The sequence below is a fragment of the Pelomonas sp. BJYL3 genome (genome assembly GCF_027257975.1).
GTDB classification, from domain to species: Bacteria; Pseudomonadota; Gammaproteobacteria; order Burkholderiales; family Burkholderiaceae_C; genus Roseateles_B; species Roseateles_B flavus.
In genome coordinates this window covers 283,428-299,825 of the sequence record NZ_JANZKX010000001.1, presented here as the reverse complement: position 1 = coordinate 299,825, position 16,398 = coordinate 283,428, and the positions used below count along the sequence as shown (strand labels likewise).

Genomic DNA, 16,398 nt, shown 5'->3' with positions numbered 1-16,398 from the left:
AGTTCAAGGACGCCGGGAGCTGGCGGCGGGACGATGGCTTCGCTCGGACCAGGCACAAGCAGCCCCTGCCGAGCCCAGCAGAGTCTGGACGACGTGCTGCCTCTGGGGCGCCGCCCATTGCATTGGTTTGCCGGGCCCCGTCCCTGTCGGAGTGGAGTGATGAAGACACCGCAAAGTCCCCGGTTCGCCGTGATCAGCGTGGCCGCCCTGGCCCTGCTGGCCAGCCTGCACGCTCAGGCCCAGGATGCCAAGAAGAGCGTGACCCCCGCGGAGGTGAACTACCAGGCCGGCTCATCGCCCCTGGCCAGCGAGCCCATGTACCAGAGCAGCAATCCCAAGGCGCCACCCATGACGCAGGCGGAGTTCGACCTGGGTCGCAAGATCTATTTCGAACGCTGCGCTGGCTGCCACGGCGTGCTGCGCAAGGGCGCCACCGGCAAGCCGCTGACGCCGGACATCACGCTGGCCAAGGGCACGGACTACCTCAAGGTCTTCATCGCCTATGGCTCGGCCGCCGGCATGCCCAACTGGCTGACCTCGGGCGAGATGAACGACAAGGAAGTCGATCTGATGGCCCGCTACATCCAGCAGGACCCTCCCACCCCGCCCGAGTTCGGGATGGAGCAGATGAAGGCCACCTGGAAGCTCTTGATCGACCCCTCCAAGCGGCCGACCAAGAAGATGAACAGCTACAACATCGACAACATCTTCTCGACCACGCTGCGTGACACCGGCGAGGTCGCGCTGATCGATGGCGACACCAAGCAGATCATCAACATCGTCAAGACCGGCTATGCGGTGCACATCTCGCGCACCTCCGCCTCGGGCCGCTACCTCTTCGTGATCGGCCGCGATGCCAAGGTCAACATGATCGACCTGTGGATGGAGAAGCCCGACAACGTGGCCGAGATCCGCGTGGGCCTGGAAGCCCGCTCGGTCGACACCTCCAAGTACAAGGGCTACGAGGACAAGCTCGCCATCGCCGGCAGCTACTGGCCGCCGCAGTTCGTGATCATGAAGGGCGACACGCTGGAGCCGCTGAAGATCGTCGCCACCCGCGGCATGACGGTGGACAAGCAGGAGTACCACCCCGAGCCACGCGTGGCCTCCATCGTGGCCTCGCACTTCAAGCCCGAGTTCGTGGTGAACGTCAAGGAGACCGGCAAGACGCTGATGGTCGACTACTCCGACCTCAACGCCCTGAAGACCACCGAGATCGGCACCGCCCGCTTCCTGCATGACGGCGGCTGGGACTCCAGCAAGCGCTACTTCATGGTCGCGGCCAACCAGAGCAACAAGATTGCCGCGGTGGACGCCAAGGAAGGCAAGCTGGCCGCGCTGATCGACGTGGACAAGATCCCGCACCCGGGTCGTGGCGCCAACTTCATCCATCCGAAGTTCGGCCCCGTGTGGTCCACCGGCCACCTGGGCGGTGACAGCATCTCGCTGATCGCCACCGATCCCAAGGGCCACAAGCAGTACGCCTTCAAGCAGGTGGCCGTGCTCAAGGGGCAGGGCGGCGGTTCGCTGTTCCTGAAGAGCCACCCCAAGAGCCAGCACTTGTACGTCGACACGCCGCTGAACCCGGATCCCAAGCTCTCGCAGTCGGTCGCCGTGTTCGACATCAAGAACCTGGACAAGGGCTACACCGTGCTGCCCATCGCCGAATGGGCCGGCATCACGGACGGCGGCGCCCAGCGCGTCGTGCAGCCCGAGTTCAACAAGGCCGGTGACGAGGTGTGGTTCGCCGTCTGGTCCGCCAAGGACAAGCAGTCCGCCCTGGTGGTCGTGGACGACAAGACGCTGAAGCTCAAGGCCGTGATCAAGGACCCGCGCCTGATCACGCCGACGGGCCACTTCAACGTCTACAACACCCAGCACGACGTCTATTGATCGAGCGCTGGCAAGACCTGACCCCAGCCCTCGACCGAGGGCCGGGGCGGTCTCCAAGACAGCAAGCAAGGAGCACACATGAAACCTTTGTTGATCACCCTGAGCCTGGGCCTCGCCGCCCTCTCGGCGCATGCCGACGTGGATGAGGCCATGAACAAGGCCGGCTGCATGGCCTGCCACAGCAAGGACAAGAAGGTGGTGGGCCCGGCCTTCAAGGACATCGCGGCCAAGTACAGGGGCCAGGACGTCACGGCCAAGCTGATGGAGAAGGTCCGCAAGGGCGGCTCCGGCACCTTCGGCCCGATCCCGATGGCGCCGGTCGGCCCGGACAAGATCAGCGATGGCGACCTCAAGGCCGCCGTCGAGCAGATCCTGAAGAGCTGAGCGCCCATGCGCAGCGCGGTCTGCCTGCTCCTGCTGGCCCTGGCCTGGCCGGTCTCCGGCTCGGCCGCGCCGGCGCCCGAGCGCCAGGCCGAGCTGCTGCGCATGCTCAGGCAGGACTGCGGGTCCTGCCACGGCATGCGGCTCACCGGTGGCCTGGGGCCGGCCCTCACGGCCGATGCGCTGCAGGGCAAGCCCTGGCAGAGCCTCAGCGCCACCATCTTCCACGGCCGGCCCGGCACGCCCATGCCGCCCTGGAAGAGCATGCTGAGCAGCGACGAAGCCGACTGGCTGGCGCTGCAGCTGCTGAGCCCGCCGCCGAGTGGCCTGACGCCTGTGGAGGCGGTGCCGAGGAGACAACCATGAACAAGAATCGCGTGGGCCTGCGGGCCCTGTGGCTGGCCGCGTCCGCGTTGATGCTGGGCCTGCTGGGCGCCTGCGCTTCTGCGCCCCCAGCCGAGCGCTGGATGGGCACCGGCGACCTCGGCCTCGTGGTCGAGCGTGCCGACGGCCGCCTGCAGGTGGTCAACACCAGCAGCCGCAGCGTGCTGGGCCGCATCGAGGGGCTGGGCGACCTGTCCCATGCCTCCATCGTCTATGCGCGGGACGGCCTGCATGCCTATGTCTTTGGCCGCGACGGCGCCCTCAGCAAGGTGAACCTGGGCGAGCGCCGCATCGTGGCCCGCGTGCAGCAGGCCGGCAACTCGATCGGCGGAGCGATCTCGCAGGATGGCCGCCTGGTCGTGGCCCAGAACTACCAGCCCGGCGGCATCAAGGTCTTTGACGCCCAGACCCTGCAGCCCCTGGCCGACATCCCCGCCGAATACGCGCCAGGGAAGTTCTCGCGCGTGGTGGGCCTGGCGGACCTGCCCGGCCAGCGCTTCATCTACGCGCTGTTCGATGCCGACGAGATCTGGGTCGCCGATCTGGCCGACCCCCGGGTTCCGAAGCTGCAGAAGTTCCGCAACATCGGCCGCCAGCCCTATGACGCGCTGGTGACGCCCGATGGCCGCCACTACATCGCCGGCCTCTTCGGCGAGGACGGCCTGGCCAAGATCGATCTCTGGGCCGCCGAGCCGCGTGTCGAGCGCATCCTGGGGGGCTACGGCCGTGGCCAGGAGCCGCTGCCCGTCTTCAAGATGCCGCACCTGCGCGGCTGGGCCGTGGCCGGCCGCCACGCCTACCTGCCCGCCATCGGCCGGCACGAAGTGCTGGTGGTGGACACCGAGACCTGGCGCGAGGTCGCCCGCATCCCGGTGCAGGGCCAGCCTGTCTTCGTGATGGCCAGGCCGGACGGTCGCCAGGTCTGGGTCAACTTCGCCGTGCCCGACTACGACCGCGTGCAGGTCATCGACACCCAGACCCGCCAGATCGTGCAGACCCTGAGCCCCGGCAAGGCCGTCCTGCACATGGAGTTCACGCCGCGCGGCGAGGCCGTGTGGATCTCCTCGCGTGACGCGAATCGCGTCTCGGTGATCGACACCGCCAGCTTCGCCACGCTGGCCACGCTGGACTCGACCTCGCCCAGCGGCATCTTCTTCACCAGCAGGGCCGGCAAGGTGGGCCTGTGAACGCACGGACCTTCGACCCCAGCGCCGGCCCCGCGCCGCTGCGTGAAGCCCTGCTCAACGACTGGCAGCAGCGCCTGCCGCTGGTGGCCCAGCCCTTCGAGGCCATGGGGCGGCGCTACGGCTGCAGCGAAGCGGTGGTGATCGAGCAGCTGGCTCAGGCGCTGAGCCAGGGCTCGGTCTCGCGCCTGGGCGGCGTGTTCGCGCCGGGCTCGGGCGGTGCGGGGCTGTTGTGCGCGCTGGCCGTGCCGCCGGAACGCCTGGAGGCGGTGGCGGCCCTGGTCAACGCGGTGCCAGGCGTCAACCACAACTACGAGCGCGAGCATGCGTACTCGCTGTGGTTCGTGATCACCGGGCCCTCGCGGGACTGGATCGAGCAGCGTCTGCGGGCGCTGGAGCAGCGCTGCGGCCTGCAGGCCCTGCGCCTGCCCATGGTGCGGCCGTATCGCATCAACCTGGGCTTCGACCTGCGCGCCCGCGGCCCGGCGCCCGTGCCGGCGGGTGCGGCCCAGCCCGCGCGCGTGCGGGCGATCACACCGGCGCAGCGGCCGCTGGCGGCCTTGCTGGAGCAGGGACTGCCTCTGCAGCCCCGGCCCTTCGCTGCCTGGGCGGCGGCCCTGGGCTGGACCGAGGCCCAGGTGCTTTCGACGCTCCAGGCCTGGCTGGACGAGGGCGTGCTGCGGCGCCTGGGCGTCATCGTGCGCCACCATGAGCTGGGCATCGCCAGCAATGCGATGTGCGTCTTCGACGTGCCGGACGACGAGGTCGACGCCCACGCACGCGTGCTCGCGCAGCAGCCCGGCGTCACCTTGTGCTACCGCCGCGAGCGCGGTCAGGGCTGGCCCTTCAATCTTTTCTGCATGATCCATGGCCGCGAGCGCGACGCCGTGCGCGCGGCGCTGGACGTCGCCCGCGAGGCCGCCGGCCTACATGCCTTTCCCCAGGCCCAGCTGTTCAGCCGCCGGCGCTTCAAGCAGTGCGGCTCGGGCTATTTCGTTGATGCGCTGCCGGCCCCGGCCGCCAGCCCGTCGGCCCAGGAGTGTGCCCATGCATGAGCCTTCCGCCGCGCGCCGCAGCCTGGCGCGCCTCGACGCCCTCGATGCGGCGTTGATCAACCGCCTGCAGGGCGCGCTGCCCCTGGTGCCCCGGCCCTTTGCCGCCGTTGCCGAGGAGCTGGGCTGCAGCGAGGCCGAGCTGCTGGAGCGCCTGCACCGCCTGCTGGGGGAGGGCACGCTGACCCGCTTCGGCCCGCTGTTCCAGATCGAGCGCGCCGGCGGCCGCTTCGTGCTGGCCGCGCTGCAGGTGCCCCTGGAACGCTACGAGGCCGTCACGGCCCTGGTGAACGCGCATCCCGAGGTCGCCCACAACTACCGCCGCGAGCATCTGCTGAACATGTGGTTCGTGCTGGCCACCGAGCAGGAATCGGACATCACGCGCGTGGTCCAGGCCATCGAGGCCGAGACCGGCCTCAAGGTCTGGGCCTTCCCCAAGGAGCGCGAGTATTTCGTGGGCCTGCACCTGCCGGCCCGCGCCACGATGGAGGCTCGCCCATGAGCGCCGCATTGCAGGCCTCCGCGCCGCTCAGCGCGCTGGAGCGCCACCTCATTGCCGCCACCCAGCAAGGCATGCCCCTGGTGGCCAAGCCCTACGAGGCCCTCGGCGCGCTGCTGGGCATCAGCGAGACCGAGGTCCTGCACCTGATGCAGGACATGCAGGACCGCGGCCTGATCCGCCGCATCGGTGCCGTGCCCAACCACTACCGCCTGGGCTACCTGGCCAATGGCATGACGGTGTGGGACGTGGACGACGCCCTGGTCGACGAGATCGGCGAGCGCATCGGCAGCCTGGCCTGCGTCAGCCATTGCTACCGCCGCCCGCGCCACCTGCCGCAGTGGCCCTACAACCTCTTCGCCATGCTGCACGGCCGCAGCCGCGAGGAGGTGGAGGCGCAGGCGCAGCAGATCCGCCAGCTGCTGGGCGACGCCTGCCGCGCCAACGACATCCTCTACAGCAGCGCCATCCTGAAGAAGACCGGCCTGCGCCTGTCAGCGCGTCCGGCAGCCCTGGAGGACTGAACATGCTTCGCATCAGCCAATACCTGCGCGAGATCGCCACCGCCGAGCGCGAAGGCGTGTACCCGAGCCCGCGCCGTGCGCAGTCGGGCGGCGAGACGCGCCCTGTCGTGATCTGGAACCTGACCCGCCGCTGCAACCTCACCTGCAAGCACTGCTACGCGCTCTCGGCCGATCACCACTATCCCGGTGAGCTGAGCCATGAGGAGATCTGCGCTGTGATGGACGACCTGCGCGCCTATGGCGTGCCGGTGCTGATCCTCTCTGGCGGCGAGCCCCTGCTGCACCCGCAGCTCTTCGAGATCGCCAGCCGCGCGCAGGGGATGGGCTTCTACACGGCGCTCTCCAGCAACGGCACGATGATCGACGCCGCGATGGCGGACCGCATCGCGGCCCAGCACTTCGACTACGTGGGCGTCAGCATCGACGGCAGCCGTGACACCCACGACCGCTTCCGCCGCAAGGTCGGGGCCTATGACGAGTCCATGGCCGGTATCCGCCTGCTGCACGAGCGCGGCGTGAAGACCGGCCTGCGCTACACCTTCACCGACCTCAACGGCCAGGACTTTCCCTTCCTGCTGCAGCTGATGAAGGACGAGGGCGTGGACAAGTTCTACTTCTCGCACCTCAACTACGCCGGCCGCGGCAACATCCATCGCGGCCGCGACGCCCACTTCGAAGCCACGCGCCAGGCCCTGGACCTGCTCTTCGAGACCGCCTGGGCTGATGCCGAGGCCGGCAGCAGCCGCGACTACGTCACCGGCAACAACGACGCCGATGCCGCCTACCTGCTCGCCTGGGTGGGCCGGCGCTGGCCCCAGTGGCAGGCCCCGCTCCGGGCGCGCCTGGTGGCCTGGGGCGGCAATGCGTCGGGCGTGGGCGTGGCCAATATCGACAGCCAGGGCGAGGTCCACCCCGACACCATGTGGGGGCACCACCAGCTCGGCAATGTGCGGGAGCGTCCGTTCTCTGCCATCTGGAGCGACCGCAGCGACCCGCTGATGGACGGCCTCAAGATGCATCCGCGCCCCGTCAAGGGCCGCTGCGCCGAGTGCCAGCACTTCGCGCTGTGCGGCGGCAACACGCGGGTCCGTGCCCACCAGCTGACCGGTGACTACTGGGCCGAGGATCCAGGCTGCTACCTGGACGACAACGAGATCGGCCTTTCGCCCGAGGCCGCGAGCCGGTTGGCGCGGGTGGCGCTCACGCCCTTCAGCGGCAAGCGCCGCGTCATCGAGGTGCTGTCGGCATGAACGAATCCTTCAAGTCCTTCTGCAAGCTGCTGCTGGCCCTGGGCCTCGTGATGGTGGGCCTGGACTACGCCCGCGCGGCAGACGAGGCCCCCAAGCCCCTGTCCGGCGCGGCGTTGTACCAGCAGCACTGCGCCAGCTGCCACGGCGCCGAGCGCACCGGCGGCATGGGCCCGGCCCTGCTGCCCGAAAGCCTGGAGCGCCTGCGCAAGCCCGAGGCCCTGGCGGTGATCCGCAGCGGGCGTGCGGCCACGCAGATGCCGGCCTTCGGCGCCCAGCTCAGCGAGACCGAGATCCAGGCGCTGCAGGCCTTCGTCTACGCGCCCCAGCTGCCCGTGCCGCGCTGGAGCGATGCCGACATCCAGGCCTCCCGCAGCTTCGAGCCCGACAGCGCCCGCTGGCCCTCAAAGCCCCAGTGGAAGGCCGACCCCATGAACCTCTTCGTGGTGGTGGAGGGCGGGGATCACCACGTGAGCCTGGTGGACGGCGACCGCTTCGAGGTCCTGCACCGCTTCGCCACCCGCTTCGCCTTGCATGGCGGGCCCAAATTCACGCCGGACGGCCGCTACGTCTTCTTCGGCTCGCGTGACGGCTGGATCAGCAAGTACGACCTCTGGAACCTGAAGCTGGTCGCCGAGGTGCGCGCCGGGCTGAACATGCGCAATGTGGCCGTCAGCGCCGATGGGCGCTGGGTGATGGCGGCCAACTACCTGCCGCGCACGGCCGTGCTCTTCGACGCAGACCTGCAGCTGGTGCGCAGCTACCCGGCCCAGAGCCGCGACGGGGCGCAGAGCTCGCGGGTCTCGGCGGTGTACGACGCCACGCCGCGCAGGAGCTTCGTCGTGGCCCTCAAGGACCTGCCCGAGCTCTGGGAGATCAGCTACGACCCCAAGGCCGAGCCCATCCACGAGGGCTATGTGCACGACTACAAGATGGGCGAGGCCCTGCCCACGCCGGGCTACCAGAACATCCGCCGCACCCTGCTGGAGGAGCCGCTGGACGACTTCTTCTTCGACGACAGCTACGCCCATGTGCTGGGCTCGGCCCGGCCCCGCGAGGGCGGCGGCAGCCTGGGGCAGGTGGTCAACCTGGACGTGCGCAAGAAGATCGCCGAGCTGCCCATCCCGGGCCTGCCGCACCTGGGTTCGGGCATCAGCTTCACCCGCGAAGGCCGGCGCCTGCTGGCCAGCCCCAACCTCAAGGACGGCCGCATCAGCGTGGTTGACCTCAAGAGCTGGCAGCTGGTCAGGGAGATCGTCACCCCTGGTCCTGGCTTCTTCATGCGCAGCCATGCCCAGAGCCCCTACGCCTGGACCGACTCCATGATGAGCCCCACGGCCAAGGACACGCTGAGCATCATCGACAAGCAGCGCCTGGAGGTCGTCGCCCAGGTGCGCGAGCCGGGCAAGACGCTGGCCCACGTCGAGTTCACCAAGGACGGCCGCTATGTGCTGGCCAGCCTGTGGGAGATGGACGGCGCGCTGATCGTGTATGACGCCCGGACCTTCAAGGAACTCAAGCGCCTGCCCATGAGCAAGCCGGTGGGCAAGTACAACGTCTGGAACAAGATCAGCCGGGAGGAGGGGACCTCGCACTGACGGCGACGCCCGGAGCGCCAGGCAGGTCATGCGGCGCGCTGGAACGAGGCGAGGGTGGTGGCGAGCAGCACGGCAGCGATCGTGCCGCCAGCGCCGTCCTGGCGCGTCCTGGGATTCTTGTGAAGGGTCGCGGACGTGCTCAGCAGGCCGCAGCGCCCAGGCGCTCCACGCGCTGGGTGAGGAAGGCCACCGCCAGCTCGGACTCCGGCTGCAGGCGCTGGCCGATGTAGAGCTCCTGGCGGCGCTGGCTGATCTGGGCGCGCAGGCGGCTCTGCATGATCTCGAAGGGGGCCAGGCCGCGGCCCTCGGCGCCCTCGATGGCCTGCATCAGCTGGTGCATGGGATGGGCCTGCAGCGAGATCAGGTGGGCCTGCACCACGCGCAGGCGGCCCTGCACGGCCAGCTCGCTGCGGCGCAGCCATTCCAGCACGGCGTCGCCGTTGCTGCCGGTGACCTTCAAGGGGTCCTCGCCGGCCTCCAGCAGCAGGCGTTCCAGCAGGAAGCGGTTGCCCTCGGCATAAGCCCTGTTGGCGTCCATCATGGCCTGCTCGCGCTGGCGGCGCTGGGCCTCGCTGGGCGCCAGGTCCGGGTGCAGGCGCATGGCGGCACGGCGGTACAGCTGCTTCAGCGAAGGCGGTTCGATCTCGACCACGCCGCCACCCTCGGGCTGCTGCGGCAGCGGCGCCGACTCCGGCAGGCGCGGGACCTGGGGCAGGGCGGTGGCGCGGGGCGGGGTGGGCAGAGGCGCTTCCAGGCCGTTGCGGCGCAGGGCCTCGGCCAGGTACACGCTGGCGGCGTGCAGCTGGGATTCCAGCGCGTCCAGTTCCAGGTAGAGCGGGCCCAGCAGGGCGGTGTAGCGGTCCACGAAGGCCTGAAGCGCGGTGTGCAGCAGGTGGAAGCTCTGCTCCTGCTCGGCGACATAGCGCTGCAGGTCCGCCATCTGCTGGCGGCGGCGTTCGAATTCGTGGCGAGTGAGGACAGGGCGGCGCATGGCAAATCCAGGGAAGGCGTCAGGTCTCACGGCTCGCAAACATACTGGGCACTATTGTGGCCTGCCGCTGGCGGCCGCCAATGAAAAAGAGCCCGCGGATGCGAGCTCTTTTGCCCAGATTCGGGTATTCCTGAGCCGCCGGGCGGCTCAGGTCTTCCGAGGCTAGGGCTTGGCGGCGGAAGCGCCATCCACCGCGGGGGCCGCCAGGGCGGGCATCGAGGCAGCGCCTGCCGGCTCGGAGGCCGCCGGGGCCGGGGCGCTGACGGGCGCCGGGCTGGCCTCCACCGGCTTGGCCGTGCCCTGCGTCATGGGCAGGATGGGCACGATCAGCAGGGCCACGATGTTGATGATCTTGATCAAGGGGTTCACGGCCGGGCCGGCGGTGTCCTTGTAGGGATCGCCCACGGTGTCGCCGGTGACGGCGGCCTTGTGCGCCTCGGAGCCCTTGCGGTGCACGACGCCCTTGTCGTCAGTGAAGCCTTCCTCGATCAGCTTCTTGGCGTTGTCCCAGGCGCCACCGCCGGTGCACATGGAGATGCCCACGAAGAGGCCGGTCACGATGGTGCCCATCAGCACGCCGCCCAGGGCGGCCGGGCCCAGCGTCATGCCCACCACGATGGGGGCGATCACCGGCAGCAGCGAGGGGATGATCATCTCCTTGATGGCCGCCGAGGTCAGCATGTCCACGGCCGCGCTGTAGTCCGGCTTGGCCGTGCCTTCCATGATGCCGGGGATCTCCTTGAACTGCCGGCGCACCTCGACCACCACTGAGCCCGCGGCGCGACCGACGGCCTCCATGGCCATCGCACCGAAGAGGTAGGGGATCAGGCCGCCGATGAACAGGCCCACGATGACTTTGTGGTCGGAGAGATCGAAGCTCAGGTGCATGCCCCGGGCTTCGAGTGCGTGGGTGTAGTCGGCGAACAGCACCAGGGCGGCCAGGCCGGCGGAGCCGATGGCATAGCCCTTGGTCACCGCCTTGGTGGTGTTGCCCACGGCGTCCAGCGGGTCGGTGATGTCGCGCACGCTGTCAGGCAGGTCGCTCATCTCGGCGATGCCGCCGGCGTTGTCGGTGATGGGGCCGTAGGCGTCCAGGGCCACGATGATGCCGGCCATGGACAGCATGGAGGTGGCCGCCACCGCGATGCCGTACAGCCCGGCCAGGTGGAAGGCGGTGTAGATGGCTGCACACACGAAGATCACGGGCCAGCCCGTGGACTTCATCGAGACGCCCAGCCCGGCGATGATGTTGGTGCCATGGCCGGTGGTGGAGGCCTGCGCGACGTGCTGCACCGGGGCGTACTGCGTGCCGGTGTAGTACTCGGTGATCCAGACCATCGCGGCGGTCAGCACCAGGCCCACGGCGCAGGCGCCGAACAGGGACATGGCGTTGGCCTTGAGGCCGCCGGCCAGCTCGATCTCGCCGGGGAACATGGCCGTCGTGACAAAGTAGAAGGCGATGAGGCTCAGCACGCCGGCCACGATCAGGCCCTTGTACAGCGCCGGCATCACGTTCTTCATGCCCTCGCTGGCCTTGACGAAGCCGCAGCCGATGATGGAGGCGATGATGGACACGCCGCCCAGCGCCAGCGGGTAGACCACGCCGGCATGGGTGGCGGAGCCGCCCACCATCAGCGCGCCCAGGGCCATCGCCGCGATCAGGGTCACGGCATAGGTCTCGAAGAGGTCGGCGGCCATGCCGGCGCAGTCGCCGACGTTGTCACCGACGTTGTCGGCGATCACGGCGGGGTTGCGCGGGTCGTCTTCGGGGATGCCGGCCTCGACCTTGCCCACCAGGTCGGCGCCGACGTCAGCGCCCTTGGTGAAGATGCCACCACCCAGGCGGGCGAAGATGGAGATCAGCGAGGAACCGAAGGCCAGGCCCAGCATGGGCTTCAGAGCCTCGCTGGTGGCGCCCGTTCCGCCGGTGATGGCGTAGTAGAAACCGCCCACGCCGATCAGGCCCAGGCCCACGACCAGCATGCCGGTGATGGCGCCGCCCTTGAAGGCCACGTTGAGCGCCGGGCCCATGCCCTTGGTGGCGGCCTGCGCGGTGCGCACATTGGCACGCACCGAGATGTTCATGCCGATGAAGCCGCAGATGCCCGACAGCACGGCCCCGATCACGAAGCCCACGGCCGTCTGCAGCCCCAGGCCCGGCACCACCGCGATCGCGATGGCCAGCACGACCCCGACGATGGCAATGGTGCGGTACTGCCGCCCCAGATAGGCCGCCGCACCTTGCTGGATCGCCGCAGCGATCTCCTGCATCCGGGCATTGCCGGCGTCCTGACTCAGGATCCAGCTGCGTTGAATGAAACCATACAGAACCGCGGCCAGGCCGCAGGCCAGCGCGAAATACAGCGCCACACTCGTCGACATGTACATGTCTCCTTCGTTGTCTCTGCCGTTTGAAAAAGACGCCTGCTTCTCAACGTCAGTCCTGCACGCCGTTCAACAGGTCCGTCGGGCCATGCTATGCGAGCGGAAGTGCCGAAAGATTGATCGTTTACCAGTGGTTGCCAGAATTCCCTTGACGCTCAAACAGGGGCAGGCAGGGGCCTGTGTCAGGCTGAGATCAGGGGCGCCGCTAGAATCCGGGTTTCCCCGTGACGCGAGCGCGGACCCCTTTCGTTGACTACCCATAAGACCATGAGCCTGCACAACGTGACCCCCGGCCCCAAGGCGCCTGAGCAATTCAACGTGATCATCGAGATCCCGATGAACGCCGACCCGATCAAGTACGAGGTCGACAAGGAAAGCGGTGCCCTGTTCGTGGACCGCTTCATGACCACGGCCATGCACTACCCGTGCAACTACGGCTACATCCCCCAGACGCTGTCGGATGACGGCGACCCCGTGGACGTGCTGGTGATCACCCCCTTCGCCCTGACCCCGGGCGTGGTGGTGACCTGCCGCCCCATCGGCGTCCTGAAGATGGACGACGAAGCGGGTGGTGACGCCAAGCTGCTGGCCGTGCCCACCAGCAAGATCCTGCCGATCTACGACCACTGGAACAAGCCCGAGGACATCAACCCGATGCGCCTGAAGGCCATCCAGCACTTCTTCGAGCACTACAAGGACCTGGAAGCCGGCAAGTGGGTCAAGGTGCAGGGCTGGGAAGGCCCCGAGTCCGCCAAGGCCGAGATCGTGACCGGCATGGAAAACTACGCCAAGGCCCAGCAGAAGTAAGCCGGGAACCGAGCAGGGCAAGAGCTGACCCCCGGTCGGCTCCCCCCCTCCGGAAGACGCCCCCGGATGACGCCGCCGATGGCCCAGGCCCCGGCGGCGTTTTTCATGCATCTAGGCTTCGCCTGCAGGCGCGTGCTTGAAGGGCTGGTGGGCCCGCAGGTCCTCGGCATAGCTCGCGATGGCCGGTCCTTCACGGTCCAGGTAATCGGCCACCGCCTCGCGGAAGTCCGGATGGGCCAGCCAGTGGGCCGACTGCGTGCCGACCGGCATCAGGCCGCGCGCCAGCTTGTGCTCGCCCTGGGCGCCGCCCTCGAAGCGCCGATAACCCTGGGCCATGCACCAAGCCAGGGGCTGGTAGTAGCAGGCGTCGAAATGCAGACAGGAGATGTCGACCAGGCTGCCCCAGTAGCGGCCGTAGGCCACGCCCTGCTCGGGGTCCAGGGCGATCAGGGAGCTGGCGACGGGCTCGCCGTCCAGCTCGGCGATGAAGAGCAGCCAGTGCCGCGCCATGGCGGCCCCCATGCGGCGGAAGAAGTCGCGGCTGAGGTAGGGCGTGCTGCGGTGCTCGGTGTAGGTCTGGCGGTAGCAGCGGTGGAAGAAGTCCCAGTCCTGCTCGCGGATCTCCTTGCCCAGCAGCGCCCGGTAGCGCACGCCCGCCTCGCGCACGCGGCGCTGCTCCTGCTGGATCTTCTTGCGCTTGTCCCGCTGCAGGCTGGCGAGGAAGGCCTCGAAGCTCGCCGGTGGAGCCGCCCCGGCCTCCCAGTGGAACTGCACGCCGCTGCGGCCCAGCCAGCCGGCGTCGACCAGCGCCTGCTGCTCCGCGGCCGTCGGAAACAGCACATGGACGGAGGAGAGCTTCAAGGCTTCGGCATGCGCACGCAGGGCCTCGATCAGGACGCGGCGTGCGGCCTCGTCGCGTGCCAGCAGCCGGCTGCCGGGCACGGGCGTGAAGGGCACGGCCACCAGCAGCTTGGGGTAGTAGGCCAGGCCGTGCCGCGCGTAGGCATCGGCCCAGGCCCAGTCGAACACGTACTCGCCGTAGGAATGCGTCTTGAGGTAGGCCGGGCAGGCGGCCACGAGCACGGGGCCCTCCCAGACGCTGAAGAACTGGGGCGTCCAGCCGCTGTGCTCGACGGCCGATTGCGAATCGTGCAGGGCCTGCAGGTACTCCAGGCGCATGAAGGGCGTGGGCTGCGGGCTGGCGGCCAGCAGGGCATTCCAGGCGGGGGCGGGCAGCTGGCCGGGATCGTCGTCGATCCGGACCTCCAGGGGCGGTCGAGGGCTCATCGTGGGCGGGATCTTAGGGCGAGGGGCGCAGCCAGCCATTGCGGAGGGATTTGGACCCCGTGCAAATGATGGCAGGATGCAGGCCATGGAATTCCACAACCTCTACAACCATCAGCTGGCACGCATTGCCGTGGGCGTGCCGCAGTGCCGTATCGCCGACCCGTCCTTCAATGCCCTGCAGACGGCAGCGCTGATGCAGCAGGCCCACGAGGCCGGCGCGGCCGTGGTGGCCTTCCCGGAGCTGGGTCTCTCGGCCTACAGCTGCGACGACCTCTTCCATCAGCGCGCCCTGCTGGACGCCTGCGAGGAGGCCCTGGCCGAGCTGCTGCAGCACTCGCTGGCGCTGACGCCCATCGCCATCGTCGGCCTGCCGCTGCGCCTGGAGCACCGGCTCTTCAATTGCGCGGTGGCCCTGCACCGGGGCCGCCTGCTGGCGGTGTGGCCCAAGACCTATCTGCCCAACTATGCCGAGTTCTACGAGGCCCGCCAGTTCAATGCGGCCGACGAGCTGCTGAGCCGTGAGATCGAGCTGCTGGGCCAGCGCGTACCGGTGGGCAGCGATGTGCTGATCGAGGCGCAGGACGTGCCGGGCCTGGTGATCCATGCCGAAATCTGCGAGGACGTCTGGACGCCCATTCCGCCGTCCAGCTATGCGGCCCTGGCCGGTGCGACGGTGCTGGTGAACCTCTCGGCCTCCAACGTGACCGTGGGCAAGGCGGCCTATCGCCGCCAGCTGGTTTCGCAGCAGGCGGCGCGCTGCCTGGCGGCCTATGTCTACACCTCGGCGGGCGCAGGCGAGTCCAGCACCGATCTCGCCTGGGATGGCCAGGCCCTGATCAGCGAGAACGGCGACCTGCTGGCCGAGTCGCAGCGCTACCACCGCGGCTCGCAGCTGATCTTCGCGGACGTGGACCTGGAGCGCCTCGCCCGCGAGCGCATGCGCCAGACCAGCTACGGCACTTCGGTGCGCCGCCACGCCGCGCAGCTGCAGGGCTTCCGCCGCGTGGGCCTGGAGCTGGCCCCGCCGCGCGAGCAGGCCCTGGGGCTGCGCCGCCGCGTGGACCGCTTCCCCTATGTGCCGGCCGACCGGAGCCGCCGGGACGAACGCTGCCATGAAGTCTTCAACATCCAGGTGCAGGCCCTGGTGCAGCGCCTGGAGTCCAGCGGCATCCGCAAGCTGGTGCTGGGCGTCTCGGGCGGGCTGGACTCGACGCACGCGCTGCTCGTGGCCGCCCGCGCCATGGATCAGCTGGGCCTGCCGCGCCAGCACATCATCGGCGTGACCATGCCGGGCTTTGCCACCAGCACCCGCACACGGGACCAGGCCTGGCGGCTCATGCAGGCCATCGGCTGCGAGGCGCGTGAGATCGACATCCGTCCCAGCTGCACGCAGATGCTGCAGGACCTGGGCCATCCCTATGCCGAGGGCCAGGCGGTCTACGACGTCACCTTCGAGAACGTGCAGGCCGGCGAGCGCACCAGCCATCTCTTCCGCCTCGCCAACCACCTGGGCGCCCTGGTGCTGGGCACGGGCGACCTCAGCGAGCTGGCCCTGGGCTGGTGCACCTATGGCGTGGGCGACCACATGTCGCACTACAACGTGAACGCCAGCGTGCCCAAGACGCTGATCCAGTACCTCGTGCGCTGGGTGGCCGAGACCGACCAGCTGGGCCATGACAGTGGTCGTGAGGTCCTGCTGGACATCCTCGCCACCGAGATCAGCCCCGAGCTGGTCCCGGGCCAGGCGCTGCAGAGCACCGAGAGCCACATCGGGCCCTACGAGCTGCAGGACTTCAACCTCTTCTACACCCTGCGCCATGGCTTCGCGCCGGCCAAGATCGCCTTCCTGGCCCTGCAGGCCTGGGGCGACCGGGAACGGGGCGAATGGCCCGACGGCGAGCATGTGAAGCGCAACGAATACGAGCTTGCCGAAATCAAAAGGGTGCTTGGCATCTTCGTCAAACGCTTCTTCCAGGGCAGTCAGTTCAAGCGCAGCTGCGTGCCCAACGCTCCCAAGGTGGGCAGTGGCGGATCGCTGTCGCCGCGGGGTGACTGGCGGGCGCCCAGCGACGGCGAGGCGAGCGTCTGGCTGGCCGATCTGCAGAGGATTCCGGGCTGAGATCCATGCTTAAATCGGGGCAACAGCCTTTATCAATCCGCTTTGGA

14 protein-coding genes are annotated in these 16,398 nt (G+C 68.9%); 11 read left to right on the top strand and 3 right to left on the bottom strand.

The window, feature by feature from the left end; genetic code table 11:
- Window positions 1-159 precede the first annotated feature (159 nt).
- From O9Y01_RS01330 to O9Y01_RS01290, 9 genes are all read left to right on the top strand, one after another.
- Window positions 160-1,893, top strand: coding sequence for a nitrite reductase (locus O9Y01_RS01330; RefSeq protein ID WP_269629680.1), 1,734 nt, complete (start codon window positions 160-162; stop codon window positions 1,891-1,893).
- A 78-nt stretch (window positions 1,894-1,971) separates the two neighbouring features.
- On the top strand, window positions 1,972-2,277 hold the full coding sequence (locus O9Y01_RS01325) for a c-type cytochrome (RefSeq protein ID WP_269629679.1): 306 nt from the start codon (window positions 1,972-1,974) through the stop codon (window positions 2,275-2,277).
- A 6-nt stretch (window positions 2,278-2,283) separates the two neighbouring features.
- Entirely contained in the window at window positions 2,284-2,640 is a 357-nt protein-coding gene (locus tag O9Y01_RS01320) for a c-type cytochrome (protein WP_269629678.1), read from the top strand.
- A complete protein-coding gene (locus O9Y01_RS01315; RefSeq protein ID WP_442952693.1) occupies window positions 2,637-3,845 on the top strand; it encodes a cytochrome D1 domain-containing protein in 1,209 nt (402 codons plus the stop codon). The genes O9Y01_RS01320 and O9Y01_RS01315 overlap by 4 nt, the downstream gene beginning before the upstream one ends.
- Window positions 3,842-4,897: a siroheme decarboxylase subunit beta gene (gene ahbB, locus O9Y01_RS01310; RefSeq protein ID WP_269629677.1), complete on the top strand. Its 1,056-nt coding sequence runs from the start codon at window positions 3,842-3,844 to the stop codon at window positions 4,895-4,897. The genes O9Y01_RS01315 and ahbB (O9Y01_RS01310) overlap by 4 nt, the downstream gene beginning before the upstream one ends.
- Complete coding sequence (locus O9Y01_RS01305; protein ID WP_269629676.1) at window positions 4,890-5,396, top strand: AsnC family transcriptional regulator; 507 nt, start codon at window positions 4,890-4,892, stop codon at window positions 5,394-5,396. Before ahbB (O9Y01_RS01310) ends, O9Y01_RS01305 begins: the two co-directional genes overlap by 8 nt.
- Window positions 5,393-5,917 (top strand): siroheme decarboxylase subunit beta, encoded by a 525-nt coding sequence (gene ahbB, locus O9Y01_RS01300; RefSeq protein ID WP_269629675.1) that lies wholly within the window; start codon window positions 5,393-5,395, stop codon window positions 5,915-5,917. The genes O9Y01_RS01305 and ahbB (O9Y01_RS01300) overlap by 4 nt, the downstream gene beginning before the upstream one ends.
- Before the next feature lie 2 nt (window positions 5,918-5,919).
- Window positions 5,920-7,167 carry a heme d1 biosynthesis radical SAM protein NirJ gene (gene nirJ / locus O9Y01_RS01295; RefSeq protein WP_269629674.1) on the top strand — a complete coding sequence of 416 codons (1,248 nt, stop codon included), beginning with the start codon at window positions 5,920-5,922 and terminating at the stop codon, window positions 7,165-7,167.
- Window positions 7,164-8,762, top strand: coding sequence for a cytochrome D1 domain-containing protein (locus tag O9Y01_RS01290; RefSeq protein WP_442952692.1), 1,599 nt, complete (start codon window positions 7,164-7,166; stop codon window positions 8,760-8,762). Before nirJ ends, O9Y01_RS01290 begins: the two co-directional genes overlap by 4 nt.
- Window positions 8,763-8,901: 139 nt before the next feature.
- Here O9Y01_RS01290 and O9Y01_RS01285 read toward each other — a convergent pair whose 3' ends face one another.
- Together O9Y01_RS01285 and O9Y01_RS01280 are read right to left on the bottom strand one after the other, a co-directional pair.
- Complete coding sequence (locus O9Y01_RS01285) at window positions 8,902-9,753, bottom strand: J domain-containing protein (protein WP_269629673.1); 852 nt, start codon at window positions 9,751-9,753, stop codon at window positions 8,902-8,904.
- A gap of 162 nt (window positions 9,754-9,915) precedes the next feature.
- Window positions 9,916-12,135 (bottom strand): sodium-translocating pyrophosphatase, encoded by a 2,220-nt coding sequence (locus tag O9Y01_RS01280; RefSeq protein ID WP_269629672.1) that lies wholly within the window; start codon window positions 12,133-12,135, stop codon window positions 9,916-9,918.
- Between the two features lie 270 nt (window positions 12,136-12,405).
- Here O9Y01_RS01280 and ppa point away from each other — a divergent pair, with 270 nt between their 5' ends.
- Entirely contained in the window at window positions 12,406-12,945 is a 540-nt protein-coding gene (ppa, locus tag O9Y01_RS01275) for an inorganic diphosphatase (RefSeq protein WP_269629671.1), read from the top strand.
- Window positions 12,946-13,056: 111 nt separating this feature from the next.
- Here ppa and O9Y01_RS01270 read toward each other — a convergent pair whose 3' ends face one another.
- Window positions 13,057-14,232: a GNAT family N-acetyltransferase gene (locus O9Y01_RS01270; RefSeq protein WP_269629670.1), complete on the bottom strand. Its 1,176-nt coding sequence runs from the start codon at window positions 14,230-14,232 to the stop codon at window positions 13,057-13,059.
- Window positions 14,233-14,317: 85 nt separating this feature from the next.
- On the opposite strand from O9Y01_RS01270, the gene O9Y01_RS01265 reads away from it, so the two are divergent.
- Entirely contained in the window at window positions 14,318-16,351 is a 2,034-nt protein-coding gene (locus O9Y01_RS01265; protein WP_269629669.1) for an NAD(+) synthase, read from the top strand.
- Window positions 16,352-16,398: the final 47 nt, after the last annotated feature.

Bases quoted from the DNA above. Each gene is read 5' to 3' on its own strand.
- nirJ (WP_269629674.1), top strand. From the start codon at position 5,920: ATGCTTCGCATCAGCCAATACCTGCGCGAGATCGCCACCGCCGAGCGC.
- O9Y01_RS01315 (WP_442952693.1), top strand. From the start codon at position 2,637: ATGAACAAGAATCGCGTGGGCCTGCGGGCCCTGTGGCTGGCCGCGTCC.
- O9Y01_RS01320 (WP_269629678.1), top strand. From the start codon at position 2,284: ATGCGCAGCGCGGTCTGCCTGCTCCTGCTGGCCCTGGCCTGGCCGGTC.
- ppa (WP_269629671.1), top strand. From the start codon at position 12,406: ATGAGCCTGCACAACGTGACCCCCGGCCCCAAGGCGCCTGAGCAATTC.
- O9Y01_RS01290 (WP_442952692.1), top strand. From the start codon at position 7,164: ATGAACGAATCCTTCAAGTCCTTCTGCAAGCTGCTGCTGGCCCTGGGC.
- O9Y01_RS01330 (WP_269629680.1), top strand. From the start codon at position 160: ATGAAGACACCGCAAAGTCCCCGGTTCGCCGTGATCAGCGTGGCCGCC.
- ahbB (WP_269629675.1), top strand. From the start codon at position 5,393: ATGAGCGCCGCATTGCAGGCCTCCGCGCCGCTCAGCGCGCTGGAGCGC.
- O9Y01_RS01265 (WP_269629669.1), top strand. From the start codon at position 14,318: ATGGAATTCCACAACCTCTACAACCATCAGCTGGCACGCATTGCCGTG.
- O9Y01_RS01280 (WP_269629672.1), bottom strand. From the start codon at position 12,135: ATGTCGACGAGTGTGGCGCTGTATTTCGCGCTGGCCTGCGGCCTGGCC.
- O9Y01_RS01270 (WP_269629670.1), bottom strand. From the start codon at position 14,232: ATGAGCCCTCGACCGCCCCTGGAGGTCCGGATCGACGACGATCCCGGC.
- O9Y01_RS01325 (WP_269629679.1), top strand. From the start codon at position 1,972: ATGAAACCTTTGTTGATCACCCTGAGCCTGGGCCTCGCCGCCCTCTCG.
- O9Y01_RS01305 (WP_269629676.1), top strand. From the start codon at position 4,890: ATGCATGAGCCTTCCGCCGCGCGCCGCAGCCTGGCGCGCCTCGACGCC.
- O9Y01_RS01285 (WP_269629673.1), bottom strand. From the start codon at position 9,753: ATGCGCCGCCCTGTCCTCACTCGCCACGAATTCGAACGCCGCCGCCAG.